A 24,851-nucleotide genomic window follows, 5' to 3' on the forward strand; every position below is an offset into this window, starting at 1 on the left:
CCACTGGGTCAGGCAGAGGTTGCCTGTTCCCGATCACTTTCATTTTCCGGCGCATTGCCTTGCATATCGCATACCAGCGGCAGGCATACACGGAAGGTCGCGCCCTCGCCTTCAGCGCTGTCCACCAGGATCCGCCCGCCATGGGCCAGCACGATCTGCTCGCTGATGTACAAGCCCAGGCCAAGCCCGGCCACGCTCTGCTGGGTGGCGACGCGTTCGAACTGCTGGAAGATCCGCTGCTGGTTCTGCGGATCGATACCGATGCCCTGGTCACGGACCTCGACGCAGGCCATGCCGTCTTCCGTCAGCACCCGGACCTGGATCGGACGTTTCGCGCCGTAACGCAGGGCGTTGCTCAGCAGGTTGGCGATCACCTGTTCAATGCGGAATTCGTCCCAGATACCTTCCACGCAGGTCTCGGCGTCGAGGGCGATGGGCGATCCCGCCGCCGCCGCCTGGGCCGAGAAGTTTTCCACCAGCCCCGCCACCAGGTGAGCCAGGTCGAAACGGGTGGGCCGGATCGACAGTTTGCCGGTACGGATCCGCGACACATCCAGCATGTCTTCGATCAGACGGATCAGGCTGTTGATCTGACGCTCGTCGCGCTCGACCATGGCGCGCATCTTGTCGAGGGTGAAGGCATCGGCGTTGTCCCGGGCCAGGTGCAACTTGCGTAGCTGGGTCTCGAGGATCAGGCCGTTGAGGGGCGTGCGCACCTCATGGGACACGATGGACATGAAGTCGTCGCGCATGCGCACCGCGCGCTCCAGTTCGCCACGGGCCACCTGCAACTGTTCGAGCAGTTGCTGTTGCTCCTGGCGCCCGCGTTCCAGATCCTGCAACTGGCGGTCCAGGGCCTTGCGCTGGCGGTACAGCTCGGTGAACACCGTGACCTTGCTCTTCACCGCATGGGTGTCCAGCGGCTTGTGCAGGAAGTCCACCGCGCCGGCTTCGTACCCCTTGAAGGCGTAGTTCATTTCGCGGCCGGCGGCACTGACGAAGACAATGGGAATGTGCTTGGTCATTTCCGTGCCGCGCATCAGCTCGGCCAGCTCGAAACCGTTCATGCCGGGCATCTGCACATCGAGAATGGCCAGGGCGAATTCGTGCTCCAGCAACAGCGACAGCGCCTGGTCGGCGGAGGTCGCCTTGAACACCGCACGATCCTCACCCTTGATGAGCGCTTCAAGCGCCACCAGGTTTTCCGGAAGATCGTCGACGATCAGCAATTTGGCTTGGATGTGGCTTAGCATTCTTGTTGTTCCAGCTTGGCGAGCAGATGCCCGATGCCGTTCAAAGGAAGTATATGGTCAGGCCGGTGCCGCACCAGTGCCGCGGCGGGCATGGTCGCAACCTGGGCCTGGGCCGGGTCCTGGACGATGCTCAGACCACCGAGTTGGTGGATTCGTGCCAGGCCCGTCGCACCATCTTCGTTGGCGCCGGTCAGCAGCACGCCGACCAGCGCCTCCCCGTAGGCATCGGCCGCCGACTCGAAGAGGATGTCGATGGAGGGTCGCGAATAATGGACACGGTCCTCCTGGCTCAGGGACAGGCTGCGGTCACGCTCCACCGACAGGTGATAACCGGACCCGGCCACATAGATGATCCCGGCCTCGATGCTTTCCTTGTCCCGCGCTTCGCGTACCGGGCGCCCGAGCTTGCGGCCGAAGACCTCGGCCAGCTGGCTGTCGCGGTCGTCCGGCAGGTGCAGGACACAGATCACCGGGAGGGAGAAGCCGCGCGGCAGCGGCGCCAGCACCGACAGCAAGGCCGTCACCCCGCCCGCCGACGCGCCCATGACGATCGCCTGGAACCTGCTCATGATTTGCGGTAGATCCGTTCGGGCTTGACCAGCGCCTCGAAACGGTCGGCATAGGCAGAGAAGTCCAGGGTTTCCTTGCTGCCCAGCACCAGGAAGCCGCGGTGACACAGCGACTCGTGGAACAGGCCGAAGGAACGGTCCTGGAGATTCTTGTTGAAGTAGATCAGCACGTTGCGGCAGGACACCAGTTGCGTTTCGGAGAACACGCTGTCGGTGGCCAGGCTGTGGTCGGCAAAGGTCACGTTCTCCCGCAGGCTGCTGTCGAGAATGGCGTTGCCATAGGCGCAGGTGTAGTAGTCGCTGAACGAGCGCTCGCCGCCGGCGGCGATGTAGTTGCGCTCGTAGTCGCGCATGGCCTGCATCGAATAGATGCCCTGCTTGGCTTTCTCCAGGGAGTTGGGGTTGATATCGGTGGCATAGATGATGGTGCGCTCCAGCAAGCCTTCCTCGCGCAGCAGGATGGCCATGGAATAGACCTCCTCGCCGGTACTGCAGCCGGCGATCCAGATCTTGATCGACGGCCAGGTCTTGAGGTGCGGCACCACTTCCCGGCGCAGGGCCAGGAAATGGCTGGGGTCGCGAAACATCTCGCTGACCGGGATGGTCAGGAACTGCAGCAGTTGCAGGAACATGCCCGGATCGTGCAGCACGCGCTCCTGCAGCGCGGTAATGGTCGCACAGTCGAACTGCCGCACGGCATGCAGGATCCGGCGCTTGATGGAAGCACCGGAGTAATCGCGAAAGTCATAGCTGTACTTGAGGTAGATCGCCTCGATCAACAGCCGGATTTCAATGTCGGTATTGCGCTCGCTAGTCAAATTCGCTCCAGTTGCGGCAGCCAGACACGGATCAGGGAGAACAGCCGGTCCAGATCGATCGGTTTGGCCAGGTAATCATTGGCCCCGGCCTGCAGGCAGCGTTCCTGATCATCCTTCATCGCCTTGGCGGTGACGGCGATGATCGGCAGCTTGCGCCAGCGCGGGTCCTTACGGATCAGCCGGGTGGCTTCGAAGCCATCCATTTCCGGCATCATCACGTCCATCAGCACCAGGTCGACGTCGCTGCCCTCTTCCAGCTTGTCGATGGCCTCGCGGCCGTTGCGCGCAATCTCCACCAGCGCACCCTTGTGCTCCAGGGCGCTGGTGAGAGCGAAGATGTTGCGCACATCGTCGTCCACCAGCAGGATGCGCCGCCCTTCGAAGACCTTGTCGCGGCTGCGGGCAGTGCGCAGCATGCGCTGCCTTTCATGGGACAACGTCGATTCGACTTTGTGCAGGAACAATGTCACTTCGTCCAACAGGCGCTCCGGTGAACGCGCGCCTTTGATGATGATCGAGCGCGAATACTTGAGCAGCTCGGCCTCTTCGTCGCGGGTCAGGTTGCGCCCGGTGTAGACGATCACCGGCGGGAAGGCCTGGATATCCTCGATGGTCATGCGCTTGAGCAGCTCGTTGCCGAGCATGTCGGGCAGCTTGAAGTCGATCACCATGCAGTCGTAGACGTTGTCCTTGAGCAGCGCCAGGGCCTCCTGGGCGGTGCCGACGGCGGTGATCTGGATATCGTCGTCGCCGATCAGGCGGGCGATGCTGTCGCGCTGCAGGTCGTCGTCTTCCACCAGCAGGATGTGCTTGAGCTTCTGGGTCAGCTTGTCTTCGAGCCGGGCGAACACGGTTTTCAGCTCGTCGCGACTGGTGGGTTTGACCACGTAGCCCACCGCGCCCATGTGCATCGCCGTCTCGACCCGGTCCTCGACTGAAATCACATGCACCGGGATGTGCCGGGTGGTGGGCTGTTCCTTCAGGCGCTGCAGCACGGTCAGGCCGGAATGGTCGGGCAGGCGCATGTCCAGCAGGATGGCGTCGGGCACGAAGTGCGTGGCCAGGTCGACGCCGTCGTCGGCAGCCTGGGCCACCAGGCAGCTGTAACCCAGTTCGTGGGCCAGGTCGAAGAGGATGCGGGCGAAGTTCGGCTCGTCCTCGATCACCAGGATGCAGCGGTTGTTGAACGGCGCCTTGTGCCGGTCATCCTCGAAGGCCAGGCGCTTGGCCGGCGGCGCCACCGGCAGCGGCGCCAGCGCGTCCACCGGCGCCTGGGCGGCCGGCACATGGGCGGGCAACGGCTGCGGACGGATCACCGGCGACGGCCCGACCTGCTCGACGATGGGTTCGTAGTGCTCCGGCAGGATCAGGCTGAACACGCTGCCCTTGCCGGGCGCGCTCTGCACATGGATCTGCCCGCCCAGCAGGCGCGCCAGGTCGCGGGAAATCGACAGGCCCAGGCCGGTACCGCCGTAACGGCGGTTGGTGGTGCCGTCGGCCTGGTGGAAAGCCTCGAAGATGGTTTCCTGCTGGTCGGCGGCGATGCCGATGCCGCTGTCCTGCACATGGAACACGATGCCGCTGCCCGGCTGCTGCATGATGGTCAGGCTTACCTGCCCCTGTTCGGTGAACTTGAGGGCATTGGACAGCATGTTCTTGAGGATCTGCTCCAGGCGCTGGCGGTCGGTGTAGAGGGTCGCCGGCACGTCGGGCTCGACCTCGACGCTGAAGCCCAGGCCCTTGTCGGCCGCCAGTGGCTCGAACATGCCCCGCAGGCCGTCGGCCAGGCGTGCCACCTGGGTCGTCTCGGCGCGCACGTCGAGCTTGCCCGCCTCGACCTTGGCGATGTCGAGAATGTCGTTGATCAGGTTAAGCAGGTCGTTGCCTGCCGAATAGATCGACTCGGCGAACTTGACCTGTTCGTCGCTGAGGTTTTCCTGCGGGTTTTCCGCCAGCAGCTTGGCCAGGATCAGCGTGCTGTTGAGCGGCGTACGCAGCTCGTGGGACATGTTGGCGAGGAATTCGGACTTGTACTTGCTGGAGCGCTGCAGCTCTTCGGCGCGCTGCTGCAGCTCCACCTGGGCCTCGTTCAGCTCGGTGTTCTTCAGGTCCAGGGCGTCGCGCTGGGAGGCCAGGGCGTCGGTGCGCTCGGCCAGTTGCTCGTTGGTCTGCTCCAGTTCCGCGCGCTGGGTTTCCAGGTGAGCCTGGGACTCCTTGAGGACCCGGGATTGCTCTTCCAGCTCTTCGTTGGCGGTTTTCAGCTCTTCCTGCTGCACCTGCAGCTCTTCGTTGAGCTGCTGGGTCTGCGCCAGCACTTCCTGAAGACGCTGGCGATAGCGGGCGCTTTCGATGGAGGTGCCGAGGTTGTTGGCGACCCGCTCGAGCAGTTCGCCGTCGCGCTCACTCAGCGGACGCAGGAAGCCCAGCTCGATCACGCCGTTGACCTGGCCGTCGTTGCTCGCCGGCATCAGCAGCACACTGCGCGGCAGGCCCTCGCCAAGACCGGAACTGACCTTGAAGTAGTCTTCCGGCACCTCTTCCAGCGCCAGCAGGCGGCCCTGGCCGACCGCCTGGGCCAGCAACCCTTCCTGGGCCCCGACCACCTGCTCCCGAGCCTCCTGCTCGCGGGAAAAGCCGTAGCTGGCGACCCGGTGCAGGTTGCCCTGTTCGTCGCGCACATAAAGCGCTGCGACAACACTGCCCAGGTAGTTGGAGAAGAATTGCAGGATGTTGTGGCCAAGGGTCGGCAGCGTCTGCTGCCCCAGCACCCGCTCCGCCAGCTGGGTCTGGCCGGTACGGATCCAGGACTGTTGCTGCAGGTGCTCGGTGGCGCGCTGCTGGGCATCGAGGTTGTCCTGGTAGCTGCCGGACAGGTTGAGCAGGTCGCGCCGGCCGATCCACGCCAGCAGGCCGCTGATAATGATGATGAAGGCCAGGTAGAGGGTCACCGAGACCCAGGTGGTGGTGCTGACCTGCTCGTTGCGCTTGGCGCGCAACTGCTGCTCCAGGGTGACGAAGTCGTCGTACTCCTTGCGGGTCTGGTCGGTCAGGCGCTTGCCGCGGCCGGCCTCGATGTCCGAACGGTAGTCACCGCCGCTACGGCGCAACTGGATCATCTCGCGGGCGAAGTTCTCCCACTCACCCTGCAGCGCCTGGAGGCGCTCCAGGCGGTCGATCTGCACCGGGTTGTCCGCCACCAGTCGGTGCAGGGTCTTCATCTGCGCGGCGATCCGCGGTTTGGCCAGCTCATAGGGCCCCAGGAAGCGCTCGTCACCGGTGAGCAGGAAACCGCGCATGCCGGTTTCCATATCGATGGACAGCTTCAGCGACTCGTTGGCGTTGTTGATCACCCGGTCGGTGTGGCCGACCCACTGGATCACCGACAGCAGGTAGGCGATCACCGTGACGAAGACCACGGCACTCAGCAGCCCCACTCCCAGAGGCAGACTGATGTTGCGTACCAGCAGCTTGCGAAAGCGCTGCTGGTCGACGGCGTTTGACTGATTCATCTGTTGGTCCAAGCGGCAGAAGGTGGCAATTGTTTTTTTCGCTTATGGTCCGGATTCGCGTCCTTGGGTGCAAACCGGAGCCGCGCTGTCCCCCCAGTCTATCCGGGTTCGCGGCAATCGACAGGGCATAAAGCCAGTATTTGAGGCATGCACCGCGCAATCGTTCAACGCAACGTTTATCCTGCACCCCAATCAACGCCGGGGAACTTCCGGCGGCACATCGCTTACAGAATGAGTAACACTCATTGCCACAGGAGTACCCCATGCCCGATAACACCCCTCTTCTGGTCGTTGAAGACGATGACATCGTGCGCATGCTGATGGTCGACGTGCTTCAGGAACTGGGGTACGCCGTCCAGGAAGCCGAAGACGGCGAAACCGCCATGGCCTTGCTTGGCGACCCCGAACAGCGTTTCGCGCTCATGCTCACCGACGTAGGCCTGCCTGGCATGGACGGCAAGGAACTGGCACGCCAGGCCCGCGAACTGCGCCCGCTGCTGCCGATCCTGTTCGCCAGCGGCTACGGCCAGAGCATCGACGTCCCCGAAGGCATGCACATGATCGGCAAGCCGTTCAGCATCGATCAGTTGCGGGACAAGATGAAGAGCATTCTGGGCTGAAGCCTGCGGGCGGAGCCGACACATTCGCTTTTCTACGCAAATCTCTCGGGCGCCGCCGATTCGGCGGTGTTCCCGGGTTTGAGCAAAGGGACGCAGCGCCGGTACCGACCACAGGATCCGGGAGAAGGCGCCGCCCCATCTCCGCGCTTATGCCAAACACCCTCCGCGTGTCTCCAAACTGAAATATGACCAGCGGGTCACATTTTTCCCCAACCCTCTCCTACACTCCCAGATCCTGGCAGGAACCGTCCGAACGATCCGACTGAAAAAAGTTGAAACTTTCAGACAAGCGCTCCAGTCAGGATTTTAAGTAGGTCATCGATTCCGGCTTTCCCGGGCGCGACCCACCCATCCCTACACTTCGTCAGCTCGTCATCGGCAGGAGCGCCGCTTGGCGTAGCGCTTGCACGGGTGACAGGGACGCAACACTGCACAGCAGAAGAGAGATAACCGAACAGGCATCGCATAAGGGGGGCTGCCCCCCGCAGAACAAGGGACGGAGAGAAGTATGATCAGTGCCGCTGTCGAACCGCATATCGAGCATTTCAACCCTGACACCAGCGCCCCCGTGGGCAGTGATTTCGTCGCGAATACCCTGGGTTTCGTCGGCGAAAACAGGCAGAACCGGCACAAACGCAAAGTCTTGTTCGTCACCTCGGAAATCGCCGACCTGGTCAAGACCGGCGGCCTGGGCGACGTGTCCGCAGCCCTGCCGCGGGCCCTGCGCCACCTGCACGACGTGCGCGTGCTGATTCCCGGCTACCCGCAAGTGATGGAGAGCGACAACCCGATCCATGTGGTCGGTGAACTGGGCGGTCATGCCGCACTGCCTCCCTGCAAGATCGGCCGCATGGACCTGGCCGACGGTCTGGTGATCTACGTCCTGATCTGCCCCGAGCTGTACCAGCGTGATGGCACCCCCTACGGCGCCAACAACGGCCGCGACTGGCCCGACAACCACATTCGTTTCGCCCGCCTGGGGCTGGCCGCTGCCGAGATCGCCGCAGGCGAAGGCATGGTCCACTGGACACCCGACCTGGTTCACGCCCACGACTGGCCGGCAGGCCTGGCGCCGGCCTACATGCACTGGCGCGGCCTGAGCACGCCGACCCTGTTCACCATCCACAACCTCGCCTACCAGGGCGTGGTCAGCCGCGGCTGCTGCCCGGAGCTGGCGATCCCCGACCACGCGCAACACCAGGAAGGCATGGAGTTCTACGGCAAGCTGTCGTTCCTCAAGGCCGGCCTGGCCTACTCCAGCCACATCACCACGGTCAGCGCCACCTACGCCCGGGAGATCACCACCCCGGCCTTCGGCTGCGGGCTTGACGGTTTCCTCGCCAGCAAGGCACAGCAAGGCCTGCTCAGCGGCATTCCCAACGGCATCGATGAAGGCTGGAATTCGGCCACCGACGGCTACCTGGAGCACCATTTCGGTCTCAACGACTGGGAAGGCAAGGCCGCCAATGCCGCGCAGGTCCGCGAGCTGTTCGGCCTGGAGCCATCCAGTGGCCCGCTGTTCGCCGTGGTTTCGCGTCTGGTCTACCAGAAGGGCCTTGACCTGACCCTGGGGGTTGCCGAAGACATCGTGCGCCAGGGTGGCCAGATCGCCATTATCGGTCGCGGCGAGCCGGAAGAAGAGCAGGCCATGCGCGACCTGGCCCTGCGCTTCCCGGGTCGCATCGGCGTGCGTATCGGCTTCAACGAGAAGGACGCCCGACGCATGTTCGCCGGCAGCGACTTCCTGCTCATGCCGTCGCGCTACGAGCCCTGCGGCCTGAGCCAGATGTACGCGCAGCGCTATGGCTCGCTGCCGGTGGCGCGCAACACCGGGGGCCTGGCCGACACCATCGAGAACGGCGTCACTGGTTTCCTCTTCGACGAGTCCACCCTGGAAAGCTACCGCGAAGCCCTGGGCCGGGCGTTCTACGTCTTCGACAAGAAGCCGCTGCTCAATGCCATGCGCTGCCTGTCCATGACTCAACCCTTCAACTGGTGCCAGGCGGTGGAACCCTACGCCCGGCTGTACGAGGAACTGGTCGTCCGCGCCCACAGCAACCGGGGGTAAGCCATGGCGCCACTACCCCTGCGTTTCAGTCATGGAGCGCTGGTCGAGGACGGCCAGCGCACCCGCTTCGCCCTTTGGGCACCCGACGCCCGCAGCGTCGAACTCGAACTCGATGGCGCCACCTTCGCCATGGCCCCCGAGGCTGATGGCTGGTTCCGTCTGCAACGGCGCTGCCCCAGCGGCAGCCTGTACCGTTACCGCATCGATGGCGAACTGTCGGTTCCCGACCCCGCCTCGCGCTTCCAGCCCCAGGGTGTGCACGGCCCCAGCCAGGTGGTCGCGCCGCAGCGCTATCGCTGGCGCAATCCGGACTGGCGTGGCCGCCCCTGGCGCGAAGCGGTGATCCAGGAATTGCATGTCGGCCTGCTCGGCGGCTACGAAGGCGTCATGCGCGAACTGCCACGCCTGGCCGAATTGGGCATTACCGCCATCGAGCTGATGCCCATCGGCCAGTTCCCCGGCGAGCGCAACTGGGGCTACGACGGCGTGTTGCCGTTCGCACCGCAGCATAGCTACGGCACGCCGGACGAACTGATGGCGCTGATCGACCAGGCCCATGGCCTGGGGCTGATGGTGCTGCTTGACGTGGTCTATAACCATTTCGGACCGGACGGCAACTACCTGCACCGTTACGCCGGCGAATTCTTCCGCGAAGACCGGCACACCCCCTGGGGTGCAGCCATCGACTTCCGCCGGGCCGAAGTGCGGGACTTCTTCATTGAAAACGCCCTGATGTGGCTCAGCGACTACCGCTTCGACGGCCTGCGCCTGGATGCGGTGCATGCCATCGACGACCCGGACTTTCTTCGTGCGCTCTCCGGCGCCGTGCGCCAGCACTGTGCCGATGGCCGCCATTGCTGGCTGGTGCTGGAAAACGAATTCAACCAGGCGCACCTGCTCGAGACCGATTTCGACGCGCAGTGGAACGATGACGGGCACAACACCCTGCATGTGCTGCTGACCGGCGAACGCGAAGGCTATTACACCGACTTCCAGGACCCGACGCCGCGCCTGGCCCGCTGCCTGGCCGAAGGTTTCGTCTACCAGGGCGAAACCGGCCACCACGGCAAGCCCCGGGGCGAACCCAGCGCACACCTTGCGCCGGATGCCTTCGTGCTGTTTTTGCAGAACCACGACCAGACCGGCAACCGCGCCCTGGGCGAACGCCTGCCGGCGCTGTGCGCGCCCCAGGCCTTGCGGGCGGCCACCACGCTGTTGCTGCTGTCGCCGATGATCCCGCTGCTGTTCATGGGCGATGAATGGGCCAGCGAGCAGCCGTTCCTGTTTTTCACCGACCATCACGCAGAGCTGGCAGATGCCGTGCGCGAAGGCAGGAGGGCCGAGTTCAAGGGCTTTGCGGCGTTCAGCAGCGAAGAAAAACGCGCGCACATTCCCGACCCCAATGCGCTGCAGACCTTCCTCGACTCGCGCCCGCGGCGCAACGCCCACAGCGCGGCCTGGGAGGACTTCTACCGGCACTTGCTCGATCTGCGCCGGAGCCACATCGTCCCGCACCTCGACGGCGCCCATGCCCTCGGCACAGATGTCATCGGCGAAAAGGCCGTCAGCGCCCGCTGGCTGCTGGGTAACGGCAGCGAGCTGCGCATCGACCTCAACCTGGGCCCGGAAGCGGTGCAAGCAACGCTGCCGGATCGTCATCAACCCTTGTTCAAATGCACTGAAGCAGTGCAACAGCCAGGCATCCTGCCCCCCTTCAGCGCCCTGGCCAGCCTTATCCCAACGTCCGCAGCGGAGCCTGCCCAATGAGTGACCCGCATCTGCACCACCTGGCCCGACGTGCGGGCCTGGCCGTGGACTGGATCGATGCCAACGGCAAGGCGCAAACGGTCAGCGATGCCAACCTGCGCAACCTGCTCGGCGCCCTGGGCCATCCCGCAGACAGCCCCGAACACATCGCCAGCAGCCTCGCCGCACTGGAAGAAGCCGAAGACGAACAACACCTGCCACCGCTGCTGACCGCCGACCTCGACGAGCCGCTGGACCTGTCCCGCTGGTTCGCCGCCGGTCACCTGTGCCACGCCGCTCTCGAGGACGGCAGCGAAAAGGCGCTGCGCCTGGACGCCCGTGGCGCCCTGCCCGGCGGCCTGCCGATCGGCTACCACCGCCTGACCATCGATGGCCAGGCGTTCACCCTGGCCGTGGCGCCGGCGCGTTGCTTCAGCCTCGATGACCTGCAGGGTGAGCTGCCGCCGCGCCGCTGGGGCATCGCCGCCCAGCTCTACAGCCTGCGTCGCCCGGGCGATGGCGGCTTCGGCGATTGCCTGGCCCTGGAAGCCCTGGCCCGCAGCGCCGCCGAACGGGGCGCCGACGCCCTGGCGATCAGCCCCATGCACGCGATGTTCGCCAACAACAGCCACACCTACAGCCCCTATTCGCCGTCCAGCCGCCTGTTCTTCAACAGCCTCTACGCCAGCCCCGAGATCCTGCTCGGCGAACGCGCCGTGCGGGTGGCCCGGGAAAGCCTCGAACAGCCCTTCGAGGAACTGGAACAACTGCCGCTGATCGACTGGCCGCTGGCGGCGAGCGCCAAACAGAAACTGCTGCGGGCCCTGTACCGTGACTTCAGCCGCGGCGAACACCCGTTGCGCGAAGACTTCGACAGCTTCCGCGAGGCCGGCGGCCAGGCCCTGGAGGATCATTGTCGGTACGAGGCATTGCTCGATGCCGCAGCGGTCAAGGGCAGCAGCCAGGACTGGCGCAACTGGTGGGACGGCTGGCGCGATCCGCACAGCGCCGAGGTGGCGCACTTCGCCGACCATTATCCCGCGGCCATCGAGTACTACGCCTTCTGCCAATGGCTGGTGGCCCGCGGCCTCGAACGGGTGCAACAGGCCGCCCGCAGCCAGGGCATGGCGGTGGGGATCATCGCCGACCTGGCGGTCGGTGCCGACGGTGCCGGCAGCCAGGCCTGGAGCCGCCAGGACGAACTGCTGGCCGACGTGCATGTCGGCGCACCACCCGACATCCTCAACCGCGCCGGGCAGAACTGGGGGATCAGTGCGTTCTCGCCCCTGGGCCTGAGGCGCAACGGCTACCGCGCCTTCATCGAAATGCTGCGGGCCAACCTCGCCCACGCCGGCGGCCTGCGCATCGACCACGTCATGGGCCTCTATCGCCTGTGGCTGATTCCCGCCGGCGCCAAGGCACCCGATGGCGCCTACCTGCATTACCCGCTGGATGACCTGCTGCGACTGCTGGCCCTGGAGTCCGTACGCCACCGCGCGATCATCCTCGGTGAAGACCTCGGCACCGTGCCCGACGGCCTGCGCGAGACCCTGGCGGCACGGGGTATTCTCGGGATGCGCGTACTGTTGTTCGAGCAAGACCCGCCCGGTCGTTTCAAACCCATACTCGACTGGCCGGACAACGCCCTGGCCACCACCAGCACCCACGACCTGCCGCCCCTGGCCGGCTGGCTGGAGACACGGGACATCGAATGGAACCAGCGCCTGGAACTGATCGACGCCCTCACCGAACGCCACTGGCGCGAGACCCGGCAGACCGAGATCAACGGCCTGCGGCAGCTACTGGAGCACAACTATCACGGAGCGCTGCAAGAGGACAGTAGCGTGATCGACGCCAGCGTACGGCTGCTCGGCCACACCCGCGCGCCGCTGGTGCTGTTGCCGCTGGAAGACCTGCTCGGCATCGACGAGCAGCCCAACCTGCCCGGAACCGTCGACGGCCATCCGAACTGGCGTCGTCGCTTCGCCCTGCCGGCCCGCGACCTGCTGGACGACGTGGACGCCGCCAGGCGTCTGGAACTGCTGGCACAAGCCCGCGAACAAGCCTGGGAGCGTGACCGATGAGCCCGTTGACCGCGACCCTGCGCCTGCAATTCCACGCCGGCTTCACCCTCGACGATGCGGTGCCCCTGGTGCCCTACTTCGCCCGCCTGGGTATCAGCCACCTCTATGCCTCGCCGTTGCTGGAAGCGCGGCCGGGCTCGATGCACGGCTACGATGTCGTCGATCCGACCCGGGTCAGCCCGGAGCTGGGCGGCGAAGCGGCACTCGAACGCCTGGTGACCGCGCTGCGTCAGCACGGCATGGGCCTGTTGCTGGATATCGTGTCCAACCACATGGCCGTGGGCGGTGAACACAACCCCTGGTGGCAGGACCTGCTCGCCTGGGGCCGGCGCAGCCGCTACGCCGAATTCTTCGATATCCAGTGGCACTCGCCCGACCCGTTGCTGGAAGGCCAACTGTTGCTGCCGTTCCTGGCCGACGACTACGGCAAGGTGCTCCAGGCCGGCCATGCACCGCTGCGCTTCGAGGCCAGTGCCGGCCGCTTCGCGATCCACCATCATGACCATCGTTTCCCGATCAGCCCGCCGGACTACGCGCTGATCCTGGCGGGCAGCCACTTGACCAGCCTGCGCGACCTGGCCGGGCGTTTCGCCGCCGCCCCGCACGCCGATGCCGCCGAAGCACTGCATCAGGAACTGATCGAACTGGGGCGTTCGGCCCAGGTGGCGGTCGACATCGAACGTCTGCTGGAAGGTTTCGACGCACGCCAGGACCCAGGCTTCCAGCGCCTGCACGCGCTGCTCGAACGCCAGCACTACCGCCTGGCCAGTTGGCGCACCGCTGCGGACGACATCAACTGGCGGCGCTTCTTCGACATCAACGAACTGGGCGGCCTGCGGGTCGAGAAACCGGCAGTGTTCGAGGCCACCCACGGCAAGGTCTTCGAGCTGATCGGTTGCGGCCTGGTGGACGGCTTGCGCATCGACCATATCGACGGCCTTGCTGATCCGCGCGGCTATTGCCGCAAGCTGCGCCGGCGGACCACCGCGCTACTGGGGCAACGACCGCTGAGCGCGGCGCTGGAGCATTTCCCGATCTATGTCGAGAAGATCCTGGGCCCCGGTGAAACCCTGCACCGCGACTGGCAGGTGGACGGCACCACGGGCTACGAGTTCATGAACCAGGTCTCGCTGTTGCAGCACGACCCGGCCGGCGAGGCGGAACTGACGTCGCTCTGGCACGCCCTGAGCGAGCGTCCGGCCTTCGTCGAAGAAGTGCGCCAGGCCCGGCAACTGGTGCTGCAAGGCACGCTGGCCGGCGATTTCGAATCGGTGGCCCAGGCCCTGTTGCAGGTCGCGCGCAACGACGTGATGAGTCGCGACCTGACCCTGGGTGCCATCCGCCGCGCCTTGCAGGCGCTGGTGGAGCACTATCCGGTGTACCGCACCTACATCAACGCCCTCGGCCGCCCGCAACAGGACGAAGGCTTCTTCCAGCAGGCTCTGGAACAGGCCCGCGCCACCCTGGGCGAAGGCGACGCCGGGGTGCTCGACTACCTGCAGCGCTGGCTCGGCGGCGAACCCTGGCGCCAGTTGCCACCGGGGCGGTCGCGCAAGCAATTGCGCCATGCCTGCGTGCGCTTCCAGCAACTCACCTCGCCCACCGCCGCCAAGGCCGTGGAAGACACCGCCTTCTATCGCTCGGCGGTGCTGTTGTCGCGCAATGACGTGGGCTTCGAGGCCGAGCGTTTCAGCGCCCCGGTCGAGGACTTCCACCAGCACTGTCGACAGCGGCTCGCAGAGTTCCCCACCAACCTGCTGGCTACTGCCACCCACGACCACAAGCGCGGCGAAGACGTGCGTGCACGCATGGCGGTGCTCAGCGAGCGCGCCGACTGGTTCGCCAGCCGCATCGAGCACTGGCGTGAACTGGCCGAACCACTGCGCCAGACGCTGGCCGACGGCCAGGCACCGTCGTCGGGCGACGAACTGATGCTCTACCAGACCCTGCTGGGTACCTGGCCGCTGGCGTTGGCCGCCGATGACGAGCCCGGCCTGCGCGCCTACGCCGAACGCTTGCACGAGTGGCAGCGCAAGGCCTTGCGCGAAGCCAAGCTGCGCAGCACCTGGAGCGCACCCAACGAGGCCTATGAAGGGGCGTGCGCCGCGTTCATCGACGCCCTCCTGCTGGATCGCCAGTACCAGCAACTGCGCCACTCCCTGGCACAGGCGGCCGACGCCCTCGCCGTCCCCGGCGCGCTCAACAGCCTGGCCCAGTGCCTGCTGCGCATGACCGCGCCCGGCGTGCCGGACCTGTACCAGGGCAACGAGTTCTGGGACTTCAGCCTGGTGGATCCGGACAACCGTCGCCCGGTGGATTTCGTCGCCCGCCGCCAGGCCCTTGACGACCGCCAGACACCCCAGCAGCTGGTCGCCACCTGGCAGGACGGCCGAGTCAAGCAAGCCCTCATCGCCCAGGTGCTGGAGCGTCGCCGGCAGTTCCCCGAACTGTTCCTGCATGGCGACTACCTGCCCCTGGAAGTCCGCGGCGAACACGCGCACCAGGTTCTCGCCTTTGCCCGCTGCGGCGAGGAGCAGCGCGCGTTCGTCATCGTTCCACGCCTTGCGGGCAACCTGCTCGGCCGCACCGCACAACCCTTGATCCCGGCGCAGAACTGGGGCGATACCCGGGTGGTGCTGCCGTTCGCCGCGTCCACTGCCAATTGCACGGGACTTTTCGATCAGCGCGCAGTCACAACCCACAAGGAGCACGGCTCCCGGGAGCTGTGGCTGAACACTGCGCTGGAGCGCTTTCCCGTGAATCTTTTCATTGAGCACATCGAGTCATCAGGAGCGTAGCCATGAGTGTCGAGGAAAAACGTATCCGCGAATTCGCGTACCAGATCTGGGAGTCGGAGGGCAAACCGGAAGGCCACGAGGAGCGCCACTGGGAAATGGCGCGCAAGCTGGCCGAAGCCGAGGCCCTCGCGCCCAAGGCCAGCACACCGAAGAAAGCCAAGGCCGCCGCCAGGCCCAAGGCTGAACCGGTCACGCCGTTGGGCAGCGCCGCTGCGGCGAAGAAAGCCGCTGCGGCCAAGGAGCCGCCGAAGAAACCCCGCACGCCGAAGAAACCCGCCCCGCTCTGACGCCCGGCGTTCCGCTTCCGATCCATCCGCCGTGGCAGCCAAGGCTGCCGCGACGGCCGACTGTTTCCGTCAATTCGCTTCAGGTGCCCAATGAGCCGTCGTCAAGAAGAAAAGCCCGAACCTGTCCACAACGAGCCTTCGCGTATCCGTGAAGGCCTGCCCTTCCCCCTCGGCGCCACCTGGGATGGCCTGGGGGTCAACTTTGCCCTGTTCTCGGCCAACGCCACCAAGGTGGAACTGTGCCTGTTCGATGCCAGCGGCGAGACCGAGATCGAGCGCATCGAGTTGCCGGAGTACACCGACGAAATCTTCCACGGCTACTTGCCCGATGCACACCCCGGCCTGATCTACGGCTACCGGGTGCACGGCCCGTATGACCCGGGCAATGGTCACCGCTTCAACCCCAACAAGCTGCTGATCGACCCCTATGCCAAGCAACTGGTGGGACAGTTGAAATGGTCCGAGGCACTGTTCGGCTACACCATCGGCCACCCCGACGGCGACCTCAGCTTCGACGAACGCGACAGCGCGCCGTTCGTGCCCAAGTGCAAGGTGATCGACCCGGCCTACACCTGGGGTCGCGACCGCCGCGTCGGCACGCCCTGGGAAAAGACCATCCTCTACGAAGCCCACACCCGTGGCATCAGCATGCGCCACCCCAGCGTGCCGGACGCTGCCCGCGGCACCTTCGCCGGGCTGATGAACGACGACCTGCTCGACCACATCAAGCAACTGGGCGTCACGGCCATCGAATTGCTGCCGATCCACGCCTACGTCAACGACCAGCACCTGCTGCAAAAGGGCCTGAACAACTACTGGGGCTACAACAGCATCGCCTTCTTCGCGCCCCACCCGCGCTATCTGGCCAAGGGCAAGATCGCCGAGTTCAAGGAAATGGTCGCGCACCTGCACGATGCCGGCCTGGAAGTGATCCTCGACGTGGTCTACAACCACACTGCCGAAGGCAACGAACTGGGCCCGACCCTGTCCATGCGCGGCATCGACAACGCCTCGTACTACCGCCTGATGCCCGACGACAAGCGCTACTACATCAACGATTCCGGCACCGGCAACACCCTCGACCTGAGCCATCCGTGCGTGCTGCAACTGGTCACCGATTCGCTGCGCTACTGGGCAGGCGAAATGCATGTGGACGGCTTCCGCTTCGACCTGGCGACCATCCTCGGGCGTTATCACGAAGGCTTCGACGAGCGTCACAGCTTCCTCGTCGCCTGCCGCCAGGACCCGCTCCTGCGCCAGGTGAAACTGATCGCCGAGCCGTGGGACTGCGGCCCCGGTGGCTACCAGGTGGGCAACTTCGCCCCGGGCTGGGCCGAGTGGAACGACCGCTTCCGCGACACCGTGCGGGCCTTCTGGAAAGGCGACGAAGGCCAACTGGCCGACTTCGCCGCGCGCATGACCGCCTCTGGCGAACTGTTCAACCGCCGGGGCCGGCGCCCCTATGCCTCGGTCAACTTCATCACCGCCCATGACGGCTTCACCCTGCGCGACCTGGTCTCGTACAACGACAAGCACAACGAAGACAACGACGAGAACAACCAGGACGGCAGCAACAACAACCTGTCGTGGAACCACGGCGTCGAAGGGCCGACCGAAGATCCCGAAATCAACGCCCTGCGCCTGCGCCAGATGCGCAACTTCTTCGCCACCCTGCTGCTGGCCCAGGGCACGCCGATGATCGTCGCCGGTGACGAGTTCAGCCGTACCCAGCACGGCAACAACAACGCCTATTGCCAGGACAGCGAGATTGGCTGGATCAACTGGGAACTGGACGAAGATGGCGCTGCACTGCTCAAGTTCGTCAAGCGCCTGACCCGCCTGCGCCAGGCCTACCCGATCCTGCGCCGGGCGCGCTTCCTGGTGGGCGACTACAACGAAGCCATCGGCGTCAAGGACGTGACCTGGCTGGCGCCCGACGCCAGCGAGATGACCGTCGAACAATGGCAGGACAGCCAGGGCCGCTGCCTGGGCATGTTGATGGATGGCCGCGCGCAGGCCAGCGGCATCCGCAAGCCCGGCGCCGACGCCACCCTGCTGCTGATCGTCAACGCCCACCACGACAACGTTGCCTTCACCCTGCCGGAAGTACCGCAGGGCGAATACTGGAACTGCCTGATCGACACCGACCGGCCGACCCTGCGCAAGGGGCAGAAGCTCGAGTTTGGCAGTGAGTTTCAGGTGACGGGGCGCAGCCTGTTGTTGCTGGAGTTGCAACGGGACGAGGAGTGAGTTCCGACCCACCGCGACGCTGAAGCGACGCGGTGGGTCACCCCGCCGCTGCAACCATTCGAAATAGCACGGTCGCTGTAAATTCACTCTCCAGCTATGCACGCCACAAATACCCGCTTTTTCAAAGACTTGAGCCGCACCTCAAACCCTTCACACCGCTTTCACGCAATCTTGACGCGCCTGTCTTGATCTCCTTGACTTCACCTTAGCTACATCCGTGAAAACTCAATCCGAGCCTCTAGCTCGCGCGTTCCCGCGCGGGTCGGGGATCGTTTTGCTGGTTTGGGTCGCCCCTCTGTGCTGGTTCGCAGGCCGTGACATCAGGCCAGGCCCTGGCTGTCATACAGAAGGAGATCCGCCATGAAAAAACCGTCGAACCCCTCGGGCTTTGAGTCGTTTTTCCTTGCGGTTTCCACGTCGCTGCTTCTTGCAACCCCGGTGGAATCACAAGCATTCGGTCTCGAAGACCAGGACTCGCTGTTCAAGCTCGACACCCCTGCCCTGTCCCTGCAACCGGCCAGCCTGCCGGGTCTGGGACGCGACACTCTGAGCGCGTTTTCCGAGCGCATGAGCCAGCAGCCCTTGCTGCCGGCGCCGGAAATGATGCAGAGCCAGTGGGCACAGTTCTTCCCCGCCGCCAGCAAACCCGCCCCGCAGGAAGCGCGCCTGCAGGCACCGGGCAACGACCTGCGCATGAGCCCCGACCTGTTCGTGCGCGAGATGGCCGGCGGTACCACCCACCGGGCGGGGATCTTCGTCGGGCACAGCAACCTGCAGAGCGGATTCGACGGCAAGCGCCCGCAGGTGGGCGAGCAACAGAACAACGTCCGGCTCGAAGGTGAAAGCGTCGGCATGTACTGGAGTCTGCAGCACGACCAGGGCTGGCACGTCGATGCGGTGGCCATGGGCACGCGCTTCGACGCCAGCGGTCGCAACGCCAGCGGCGAACGCATCGACGGCGACGGTCATGCGCTGACCTTCTCGGTGGAAGGTGGCTTTCCCATCGGCCTGGGCAAGAACTGGGTGATCGAGCCCCAGGCGCAATTGATCAACCAGCAGTACTTCGCCGGCAATCCGGCCCAGGCCGAGGCGCTGCAGGCCCTCGACGGCCAGCCGAGCTGGACCGGCCGGGTCGGGGCGAAACTGTCGGGCCACTATGAAGTGCGCGGCATGCCCATCGAACCCTTCGTGCGGACCAACGTCTGGTACGACTTCAGCAACGCCGACACCGTGACCCTGGACAAGGTCGACAAGATCAGCAGCGGACGCAACTCCACCACCGTCGAACTGGGGCTGGGACTGGTGGCGCGGGTGACGCCGAAGGTGGCGCTGTTCGTCAGTGCCGACTACAGCAGCGACGTGGATGACAACGACCTGAACGGGTTGATCGGCAATCTGGGGGTGCGGGTGAGGTGGTAAGGTCTGAGAAGCCCTGGCGATCAAGCGCCGCCTGCGCGGCGCATCGCTGGCAAGGCCAGCTCCCACAAGGTCCGGGTCAACCCGTATCAGGGTCTGGTTCAGCTCCTTTGTGGGAGCTGGCCTTGCCAGCGATGAGGCCATGAGACCTGCCACTATCGACTGACACCTGAGGAGCGCGATCGCAGCCAGTCGGCGATCGCGTCCCACAACTGCTCCACCCGCTCCACCCCGAACGCCCGCAATCCGGAATGCACCAGCCCCTCCACCACCCGCACCTCGGCCTCACCGCCCGCCTGCCGCAGCGCCTGGCCGTAGGCCACACCCTGATCCCGCAGCGGGTCGATCCCGGCCACGCCGATGAACGCCGGGGCGAGCCCGGAGAAATCCGTGGCTTCCAGCGGCATGGCGCACGGGTCGAGGCGCTGGCGCGGGTCCGGCAAATAGCCGTCCAGCGACTTGCCCAGCCCCACCACAGTGAGCATCGGCGCCTGGGCGTGCTCGCGCATCGAAGGCAGGTGATCCCGCGCCGTCAGCACCGGATAGGCCAGCAACTGGCCCAGCGGCTGAGTCAAGCCATCACGACGCAGCGCCCTGCACACGCCCGCAGCCAGCGTGCCACCCGCGCTGTCACCGCCGACCATGAGCCGCTCGCGACTCAGGTCTGCATCGACCCGCCCGCCACGCAGCCCGTGCCATGCCGCCAGGCAGTCGTCCAGCGGTGCCGGATAACAGTGCTCCGGCGCCAGCCGGTAATCCACGGCGACGAGGGCGACCTTCACCCGTACTGCCAGGGCATAGGCGAACCAGTCATGGGTATCGAGGCTGCCCAGGTCCCAGCCGCCGCCGTGCAGGTACAACAGCGTCGGCCAGCCGCCGTCGGGCACCTCGCCCGCAGGCTTGTAGACCCGCAGCCCAAGGCCCTCCAGGCGGTGATCAGCCACCTGCAGCCCCGCCGGCCTGTCCGGAGTACAGGCACGACAGGCGCGCAGAAAGGCCTCCCGGCGGTCATCGATAGCGTCACCGGCCGCAGCGAAGCGCTGTGCCGCCTCGACATAGGCGCGGATTTCAGGGTCAAGCGTCTGCATTCGTTACTCCAGGGCAGTTACAAGCGGCAAGCTGCAAGCGGCAAGTCAAAGCCGCCCGTGGCAGCGCGGCTTCTTCTTGAAGCTTGCAGCTTGCAACTTGCAGCTCTCAAAAAATCGGCAAGGTGTAGGCCAGGATCACCCGGTTTTCGTCACGCCGACCGGTGGCATCGCCCTGCAGTTGCACGTTGCGCCAGCGCAGGGCGAGGTTCTTCAGCGGGCCGCTCTGCACCACGTAGGTGATGTCGATATTGCGTTCCCACTCACTGCCGTCCTCGCCGGCAACCTTGAAGTTGTCGCCCTTGACGTAACGGGCGAAGGCGCTCAGCCCCGGCACGCCCAGCGGCGCGAAGTCGAGGTCGTAGCGGGCCTGCCAGGAACGCTCCTGGGCGCGGTCGAAACGCAGCACCTGGACGGCGTTGGCCGCCGCCGGCAGGTCGGTGTCGTGGATGAACGGCAGCGCACTGTCACCGGCGTTGTACTGATAGCCGAGGCGGAAGGTCTGTGGGCCGAGGTTGGCGCTGAGCATGCCGGAGGTCATGCGGCTATCCAGCTTGCCGGCCTTCTCGGCGCCGGACTCGCCGGTGTCGAGGTAGTTGAGGGTGCCGCCGAGGGTCCAGTCGCCCAGTTTGCGGGTGTGGGTGACGGTGGCCAGGTTCTGCAGGTAGACATCCTCCAGGCGCCCGCTCCACAGCCCCGCCGACCACTGCGGGGTGACCCGCCAGGTGCCGCCGAGGTAGTCGAAGCGATCGCTGAACACGCTGTAGTAATTGCCCACCTGGATGTCGCGGGCGCCGGCGAACTCACGCTGGTTGACCCGACGCATCTGCCCGGCGCTGAGGTCGAGGTTGTCGATCTCGCGCACATCGAGCATCGCGCCTTCGAAGAACTGCGGCAGCAGGCGCGCGTCGCCGGAACTCACCAGAGGGATCTTCGGAAACAGCCCGCCGACCTTCAGCTCGCTTTTCGAGTACTTGAACTTCACCGCCGCCGTGGCTTCGGAGAACTGGTCCACCGAACGCGGATCGGCATTGCGCGGCCCGCCGGCACGGTCGTAGGCGCCGGGCAGCAGCGCGGTGCCGCTGCGCGACGGCGAGGAATCCAGTTTCAGGCCAAGGCCGGCGTAGACGTCCACGCCGACACCGATAGTGCCCTCGGTGTAGCCCGATTCGCCCTTGAGAATGAAGCCCTGGGCCCACTCCTCCAGCTTGGATTGCGCCGGCGCCACCGAATCGCGCAGGTCGTGGTTGTAGTAGAAGTTGCGCAGGGTCAGGTTGGCCTTGGCATCGTCGAAAAATGCCGCGTGGGCACCCAGCGGCGCGAGGCCGAGCAGCAGTGTCAGAGGTTTTGCAGTGCGAGCGAAGCCCGCCCCTTTCGAGGAGTGTTTCATTGTTGTTGTTCTCTTTCTTGTGGGTGTTGGATCAGTGTTTCGTGACGGACCTCATCGGCCCCGCCAGGTCAATGCCAGGGTGGCCTCCAGTGACTGCCCCGGCGCCAGCTCACGGGTACCGTGCTCGCCCCAGTGCTCCCGCGGCTGGTTGAAGGCATCGGCCAGGTGCGACACCGGTTCCAGGCACAGGTAGGCGGACCCGGCCGGCGCGAAGGCGACGAAATGGCTCAGTTCCGGCGAGGCCTGGACGCTCAGTTCGCCTTGCGGGTAGCTCAGCGCCAGCTCGCCGCACCAGCGCGACTGGTAATGCGCCAGGGCGGCACCGTCGTCGGCGGCGAGGTCGAAGCGGCGCGGCGTATCGTCGAACGCGCCGGTGGCCAGGTATTCGTCGTCGATCCGCCACTCCCGCCCGACCCGCCAGGCCGCATGCATCCCGGCGTGGCGCTGGAAGTACGGGTGCAAGCCCAGCCCGGCAGGCATCGGCGTGTCACCCAGGTTGGTCAGGCGCAGGCTGACCATCAGCGTGTCGCCATCGAGGATGAAGCCCTGCTCGGCGCGAAACGCCCAGGGCCAGTGTTCGCCCTGGTAGTCGCAGCGGATCAGGGCCTGGTCGGCGCTGGCACGGATCACCTGCCACGGCTGGGTGTGGCTGACCCCGTGCAGGGTATGCGGCCGCGCCGCCGGATGCGCCGGCAGGCGGTGCTCGGTGCCGTTGACGCCAGCCGCGCGTGGCGCAGCCGGTTGGAGTACGGCATCAGCGGATAGGCGCCGGCCCTTGGCCAGTCCAGCGGATCGAAGGTGTCGCTGACGATCGGCAGCAACAACTCCAGCCCGCCAGCGCACAGCCCGGCGATGCGGCCACCCCAGGCGGGCAACAGGCGCAGCGCCCAGGTCGAATTGCTCAGTTCAACAGCGTGCATAAGACCTCCGGTGCCCGAACGCGGGCACGACAAGCCCCTGCCGCCATGGCGATCCATGGCGGAGGTTGTGCATACGAGGAGAAAACCGGTCAGCTTCGGCGGAAGCGCTCGATCACCTGCAGGTCGATATCCACGCCCAGTCCGGGGCCCTGGGGTACCTGGATCTGCTGGCCACTGCGCAGCGATTCCACCGGGTACAGCCAGTCCGCCGGCTCGACGAACAGGTACTCGATCTGCGGCACCCAGGGCTGCACCGCCGCCAGGTGCAGGGTGGCGATCAGGCCGGGCCCGAAGTACGGACAGTGCGGCAGCACCACGGCATTGTGCCGGCGGGCCAGCTCGCCGATACGCAAGGCTTCGGAGATCCCGCCGACCTTGGTCACGCTGGGCTGCACCGAGTCCACCGCGCCACTGACGATGGCCTGTTCGAACTGCACGGCCGTGCACCAGTTCTCCCCCGCCGACAGCGGCACACCCTGCCCGCGCAGGCTGGCGAGGGTGGCGAAGTCTTCCGGCGGGAAAATCGGCTCTTCCAGCCAGGCCAGTTTCAGGTCACGCAGGGCCGGCAGCCATTCGCGGGTGTCGCTGACACTCCAGCCGCAGTTGACGTCGGTGGCCAGCGGCACGTCGTCACCGATGGCACGGCGGCAGGCGGCGATCTCGTCGACGGTGACCTCGTGCAGCTTGATATCGCGAAAGCCCATGTCCAGCGCCTTCTCGCAGATGGCCGGCGCCACCTCGTTGTCGGCGTAGCGCACCAGGCTGGCGTAGGCCGGCACCTGCTCGCGGATCGACTCGCCCAGCAGGCGGTGCAGCGGCAGGTTCTGGCGACGAGCGCTCAGGTCCCACAGGGCGATGTCCACGCCGGAGATGGCGAACATCGTCACGCCATAGCGGCCGAACAGGTGCAGGCGCAGTTGCAGCTCCCGGTTGAACTCCGCGATATCGGCAATCTCGCGGCCCAGCAGCAGCGGCGCGATCAGCCGGTCGATCAGTGCCTTGGTGGCGTCGGCGACGAAGTAGCCGAACGCTTCGCCCCAGCCAACATTGCCCTGCTCGTCCTCAAGACGGATCAGCACGTTCTCCAGGGTGTTCCAGGTGGTCGGGGTGATGCCCTGGCCCTTGCCGCCGTCGTGGAAGGGAATCTCGACGACCTGGGTGTCGATGCGGACGATCTTCATACGGCCTCCAGCACGCTGGCCAGGGGAACGCCAGCGTAGGCACCGCCGACATGGTCGCGGCCCGAACCTTCCGGGGCCATGGCCTCGTACGGCAGGTAGCCTTCGGCAAGGTGGTCGCCGGCGTTGTCCTGCGGCACGTAGCCCAGTTCACGGGCGCGGCGGTTGTGGAACAGCGGGTTGGGGCTTTCCGAAACGCCGTAGACGATCTCGTTGCGCACCTCGGGATGCTCCAGGCCGATCAGCAGCAACTGCGCCAGGTCGCGGGCGCTGGTCCACAGGCGCAGGCGGCGGGCATCGGACACCTGCGGGTCGGCATTGCCGATGCGCACGATGAAGGTCGCCAGTTCGCTGCGCATCGAGAAGGTGGCGCAGGTCGCCTCGCCGAACACCTTGCTCAGGGCGTAGTAGCTGTCCGGCGCCACCGGCATGTCGTCGAAGAACTCGGCCTGGTCACCGCGGTACTGACCCAGCACATGGTGGCTGCTGGCAAAGACGAAGCGTTTGACGCCCGAACGCTGGGCCGCCTCCAGCAGGTACAGGGTGGCGTGGTAGTTGGGCTCGACGGTGCTCTGGAAGGCAATGTCGGTGCCGTGGGCGCAGGCCAGGTGGACGATGCCATCGACACCTTCGACCGCCTGGCGCACGAAGGCCGGATCGGTCAGGTCGCCGACCAGCGCGGTCTCGCCGCAAACCAGCCCGTCGACGGGCTTGCGGTCGAGCAGACGCAGGCTGTAGCGCTGGCGCAGGAAGGGCCGCAGGGCGGTCCCGACGATTCCGGCGGCGCCGGTGATGAGAAGCGTAGGCATGACGAATTCCTGGTATTGATTCTGTAGCCGGCCCGCAGGCCGGCGGTCGGT

General features: G+C 65.8%; 18 protein-coding genes. 8 read left to right on the forward strand and 10 right to left on the reverse strand.

Annotated features, from left to right (window positions below):
- Positions 1–8: 8 nt before the first annotated feature.
- The 4 genes from AC05QJ_RS20720 to AC05QJ_RS20735 are packed head-to-tail and all read right to left on the reverse strand — an operon-like array spanning position 9 to position 6,149.
- Positions 9–1,253 (reverse strand): hybrid sensor histidine kinase/response regulator, encoded by a 1,245-nt coding sequence (locus AC05QJ_RS20720; RefSeq protein WP_476743150.1) that lies wholly within the window; start codon positions 1,251–1,253, stop codon positions 9–11.
- A complete protein-coding gene (locus tag AC05QJ_RS20725) occupies positions 1,247–1,822 on the reverse strand; it encodes a chemotaxis protein CheB (RefSeq protein WP_476743151.1) in 576 nt (191 codons plus the stop codon). The genes AC05QJ_RS20720 and AC05QJ_RS20725 overlap by 7 nt, the downstream gene beginning before the upstream one ends.
- Positions 1,819–2,640: a CheR family methyltransferase gene (locus tag AC05QJ_RS20730; protein ID WP_476743152.1), complete on the reverse strand. Its 822-nt coding sequence runs from the start codon at positions 2,638–2,640 to the stop codon at positions 1,819–1,821. Before AC05QJ_RS20730 ends, AC05QJ_RS20725 begins: the two co-directional genes overlap by 4 nt.
- Positions 2,637–6,149 (reverse strand): response regulator, encoded by a 3,513-nt coding sequence (locus AC05QJ_RS20735; protein WP_476743153.1) that lies wholly within the window; start codon positions 6,147–6,149, stop codon positions 2,637–2,639. Before AC05QJ_RS20735 ends, AC05QJ_RS20730 begins: the two co-directional genes overlap by 4 nt.
- A 263-nt stretch (positions 6,150–6,412) precedes the next feature.
- On the opposite strand from AC05QJ_RS20735, the gene AC05QJ_RS20740 reads away from it, so the two are divergent.
- The 8 genes from AC05QJ_RS20740 to AC05QJ_RS20775 all read left to right on the forward strand — a co-directional run bounded on the left by AC05QJ_RS20740 (position 6,413) and on the right by AC05QJ_RS20775 (position 19,421).
- Positions 6,413–6,769 carry a response regulator gene (locus AC05QJ_RS20740; RefSeq protein WP_476743154.1) on the forward strand — a complete coding sequence of 119 codons (357 nt, stop codon included), beginning with the start codon at positions 6,413–6,415 and terminating at the stop codon, positions 6,767–6,769.
- Between the two features lie 508 nt (positions 6,770–7,277).
- The gene (gene glgA, locus AC05QJ_RS20745) at positions 7,278–8,837 is read left to right on the forward strand and encodes a glycogen synthase GlgA (protein ID WP_476743155.1); all 1,560 of its coding nucleotides are present in this window, start codon (positions 7,278–7,280) and stop codon (positions 8,835–8,837) included.
- Positions 8,838–8,840: 3 nt separating this feature from the next.
- On the forward strand, positions 8,841–10,604 hold the full coding sequence (gene treZ, locus AC05QJ_RS20750; protein ID WP_476743156.1) for a malto-oligosyltrehalose trehalohydrolase: 1,764 nt from the start codon (positions 8,841–8,843) through the stop codon (positions 10,602–10,604).
- On the forward strand, positions 10,601–12,667 hold the full coding sequence (malQ, locus tag AC05QJ_RS20755; protein WP_476743157.1) for a 4-alpha-glucanotransferase: 2,067 nt from the start codon (positions 10,601–10,603) through the stop codon (positions 12,665–12,667). Before treZ ends, malQ begins: the two co-directional genes overlap by 4 nt.
- Positions 12,664–15,465 (forward strand): malto-oligosyltrehalose synthase, encoded by a 2,802-nt coding sequence (locus tag AC05QJ_RS20760; RefSeq protein ID WP_476743158.1) that lies wholly within the window; start codon positions 12,664–12,666, stop codon positions 15,463–15,465. Before malQ ends, AC05QJ_RS20760 begins: the two co-directional genes overlap by 4 nt.
- 2 nt (positions 15,466–15,467) lie before the next feature.
- Positions 15,468–15,752, forward strand: coding sequence for a DUF2934 domain-containing protein (locus AC05QJ_RS20765; RefSeq protein WP_476743159.1), 285 nt, complete (start codon positions 15,468–15,470; stop codon positions 15,750–15,752).
- Between the two features lie 90 nt (positions 15,753–15,842).
- Positions 15,843–18,002: a glycogen debranching protein GlgX gene (gene glgX, locus AC05QJ_RS20770; protein WP_476743160.1), complete on the forward strand. Its 2,160-nt coding sequence runs from the start codon at positions 15,843–15,845 to the stop codon at positions 18,000–18,002.
- A 360-nt stretch (positions 18,003–18,362) separates the two neighbouring features.
- Entirely contained in the window at positions 18,363–19,421 is a 1,059-nt protein-coding gene (locus AC05QJ_RS20775; protein ID WP_476743161.1) for an autotransporter domain-containing protein, read from the forward strand.
- A 152-nt stretch (positions 19,422–19,573) separates the two neighbouring features.
- Here the strand turns inward: AC05QJ_RS20775 and AC05QJ_RS20780 are convergent, their stop codons facing one another.
- The 6 genes from AC05QJ_RS20780 to AC05QJ_RS20805 form a co-directional block, all read right to left on the reverse strand.
- Positions 19,574–20,506, reverse strand: a complete 933-nt coding sequence (locus AC05QJ_RS20780; RefSeq protein ID WP_476743162.1) for an alpha/beta hydrolase — start codon at positions 20,504–20,506, stop codon at positions 19,574–19,576.
- Positions 20,507–20,612: 106 nt separating this feature from the next.
- A complete protein-coding gene (locus tag AC05QJ_RS20785; RefSeq protein WP_476743163.1) occupies positions 20,613–21,893 on the reverse strand; it encodes an OprD family porin in 1,281 nt (426 codons plus the stop codon).
- 51 nt (positions 21,894–21,944) lie between these two features.
- Complete coding sequence (locus tag AC05QJ_RS20790; protein WP_476747976.1) at positions 21,945–22,589, reverse strand: aldose epimerase family protein; 645 nt, start codon at positions 22,587–22,589, stop codon at positions 21,945–21,947.
- Entirely contained in the window at positions 22,520–22,813 is a 294-nt protein-coding gene (locus tag AC05QJ_RS20795) for a hypothetical protein (protein ID WP_476748048.1), read from the reverse strand. Before AC05QJ_RS20795 ends, AC05QJ_RS20790 begins: the two co-directional genes overlap by 70 nt.
- Before the next feature lie 89 nt (positions 22,814–22,902).
- The gene (locus AC05QJ_RS20800; protein ID WP_476743164.1) at positions 22,903–23,994 is read right to left on the reverse strand and encodes a mandelate racemase/muconate lactonizing enzyme family protein; all 1,092 of its coding nucleotides are present in this window, start codon (positions 23,992–23,994) and stop codon (positions 22,903–22,905) included.
- Positions 23,991–24,800 carry an NAD-dependent epimerase/dehydratase family protein gene (locus AC05QJ_RS20805; protein ID WP_476743165.1) on the reverse strand — a complete coding sequence of 270 codons (810 nt, stop codon included), beginning with the start codon at positions 24,798–24,800 and terminating at the stop codon, positions 23,991–23,993. Before AC05QJ_RS20805 ends, AC05QJ_RS20800 begins: the two co-directional genes overlap by 4 nt.
- Positions 24,801–24,851 lie beyond the last annotated feature (51 nt).

This window comes from Pseudomonas sp. TUM25319 (assembly GCF_056388475.1).

Excerpts from the sequence above, each read along its gene's own strand:
- AC05QJ_RS20725 (WP_476743151.1), bottom strand. The coding sequence starts at position 1,822 with ATGAGCAGGTTCCAGGCGATCGTCATGGGCGCGTCGGCGGGCGGGGTG.
- AC05QJ_RS20760 (WP_476743158.1), top strand. The coding sequence starts at position 12,664 with ATGAGCCCGTTGACCGCGACCCTGCGCCTGCAATTCCACGCCGGCTTC.
- treZ (WP_476743156.1), top strand. The coding sequence starts at position 8,841 with ATGGCGCCACTACCCCTGCGTTTCAGTCATGGAGCGCTGGTCGAGGAC.
- glgA (WP_476743155.1), top strand. The coding sequence starts at position 7,278 with ATGATCAGTGCCGCTGTCGAACCGCATATCGAGCATTTCAACCCTGAC.
- malQ (WP_476743157.1), top strand. The coding sequence starts at position 10,601 with ATGAGTGACCCGCATCTGCACCACCTGGCCCGACGTGCGGGCCTGGCC.
- AC05QJ_RS20795 (WP_476748048.1), bottom strand. The coding sequence starts at position 22,813 with ATGCACGCTGTTGAACTGAGCAATTCGACCTGGGCGCTGCGCCTGTTG.
- glgX (WP_476743160.1), top strand. The coding sequence starts at position 15,843 with ATGAGCCGTCGTCAAGAAGAAAAGCCCGAACCTGTCCACAACGAGCCT.
- AC05QJ_RS20785 (WP_476743163.1), bottom strand. The coding sequence starts at position 21,893 with ATGAAACACTCCTCGAAAGGGGCGGGCTTCGCTCGCACTGCAAAACCT.
- AC05QJ_RS20720 (WP_476743150.1), bottom strand. The coding sequence starts at position 1,253 with ATGCTAAGCCACATCCAAGCCAAATTGCTGATCGTCGACGATCTTCCG.
- AC05QJ_RS20735 (WP_476743153.1), bottom strand. The coding sequence starts at position 6,149 with ATGAATCAGTCAAACGCCGTCGACCAGCAGCGCTTTCGCAAGCTGCTG.
- AC05QJ_RS20775 (WP_476743161.1), top strand. The coding sequence starts at position 18,363 with ATGAAAAAACCGTCGAACCCCTCGGGCTTTGAGTCGTTTTTCCTTGCG.
- AC05QJ_RS20765 (WP_476743159.1), top strand. The coding sequence starts at position 15,468 with ATGAGTGTCGAGGAAAAACGTATCCGCGAATTCGCGTACCAGATCTGG.
- AC05QJ_RS20740 (WP_476743154.1), top strand. The coding sequence starts at position 6,413 with ATGCCCGATAACACCCCTCTTCTGGTCGTTGAAGACGATGACATCGTG.
- AC05QJ_RS20805 (WP_476743165.1), bottom strand. The coding sequence starts at position 24,800 with ATGCCTACGCTTCTCATCACCGGCGCCGCCGGAATCGTCGGGACCGCC.
- AC05QJ_RS20800 (WP_476743164.1), bottom strand. The coding sequence starts at position 23,994 with ATGAAGATCGTCCGCATCGACACCCAGGTCGTCGAGATTCCCTTCCAC.
- AC05QJ_RS20780 (WP_476743162.1), bottom strand. The coding sequence starts at position 20,506 with ATGCAGACGCTTGACCCTGAAATCCGCGCCTATGTCGAGGCGGCACAG.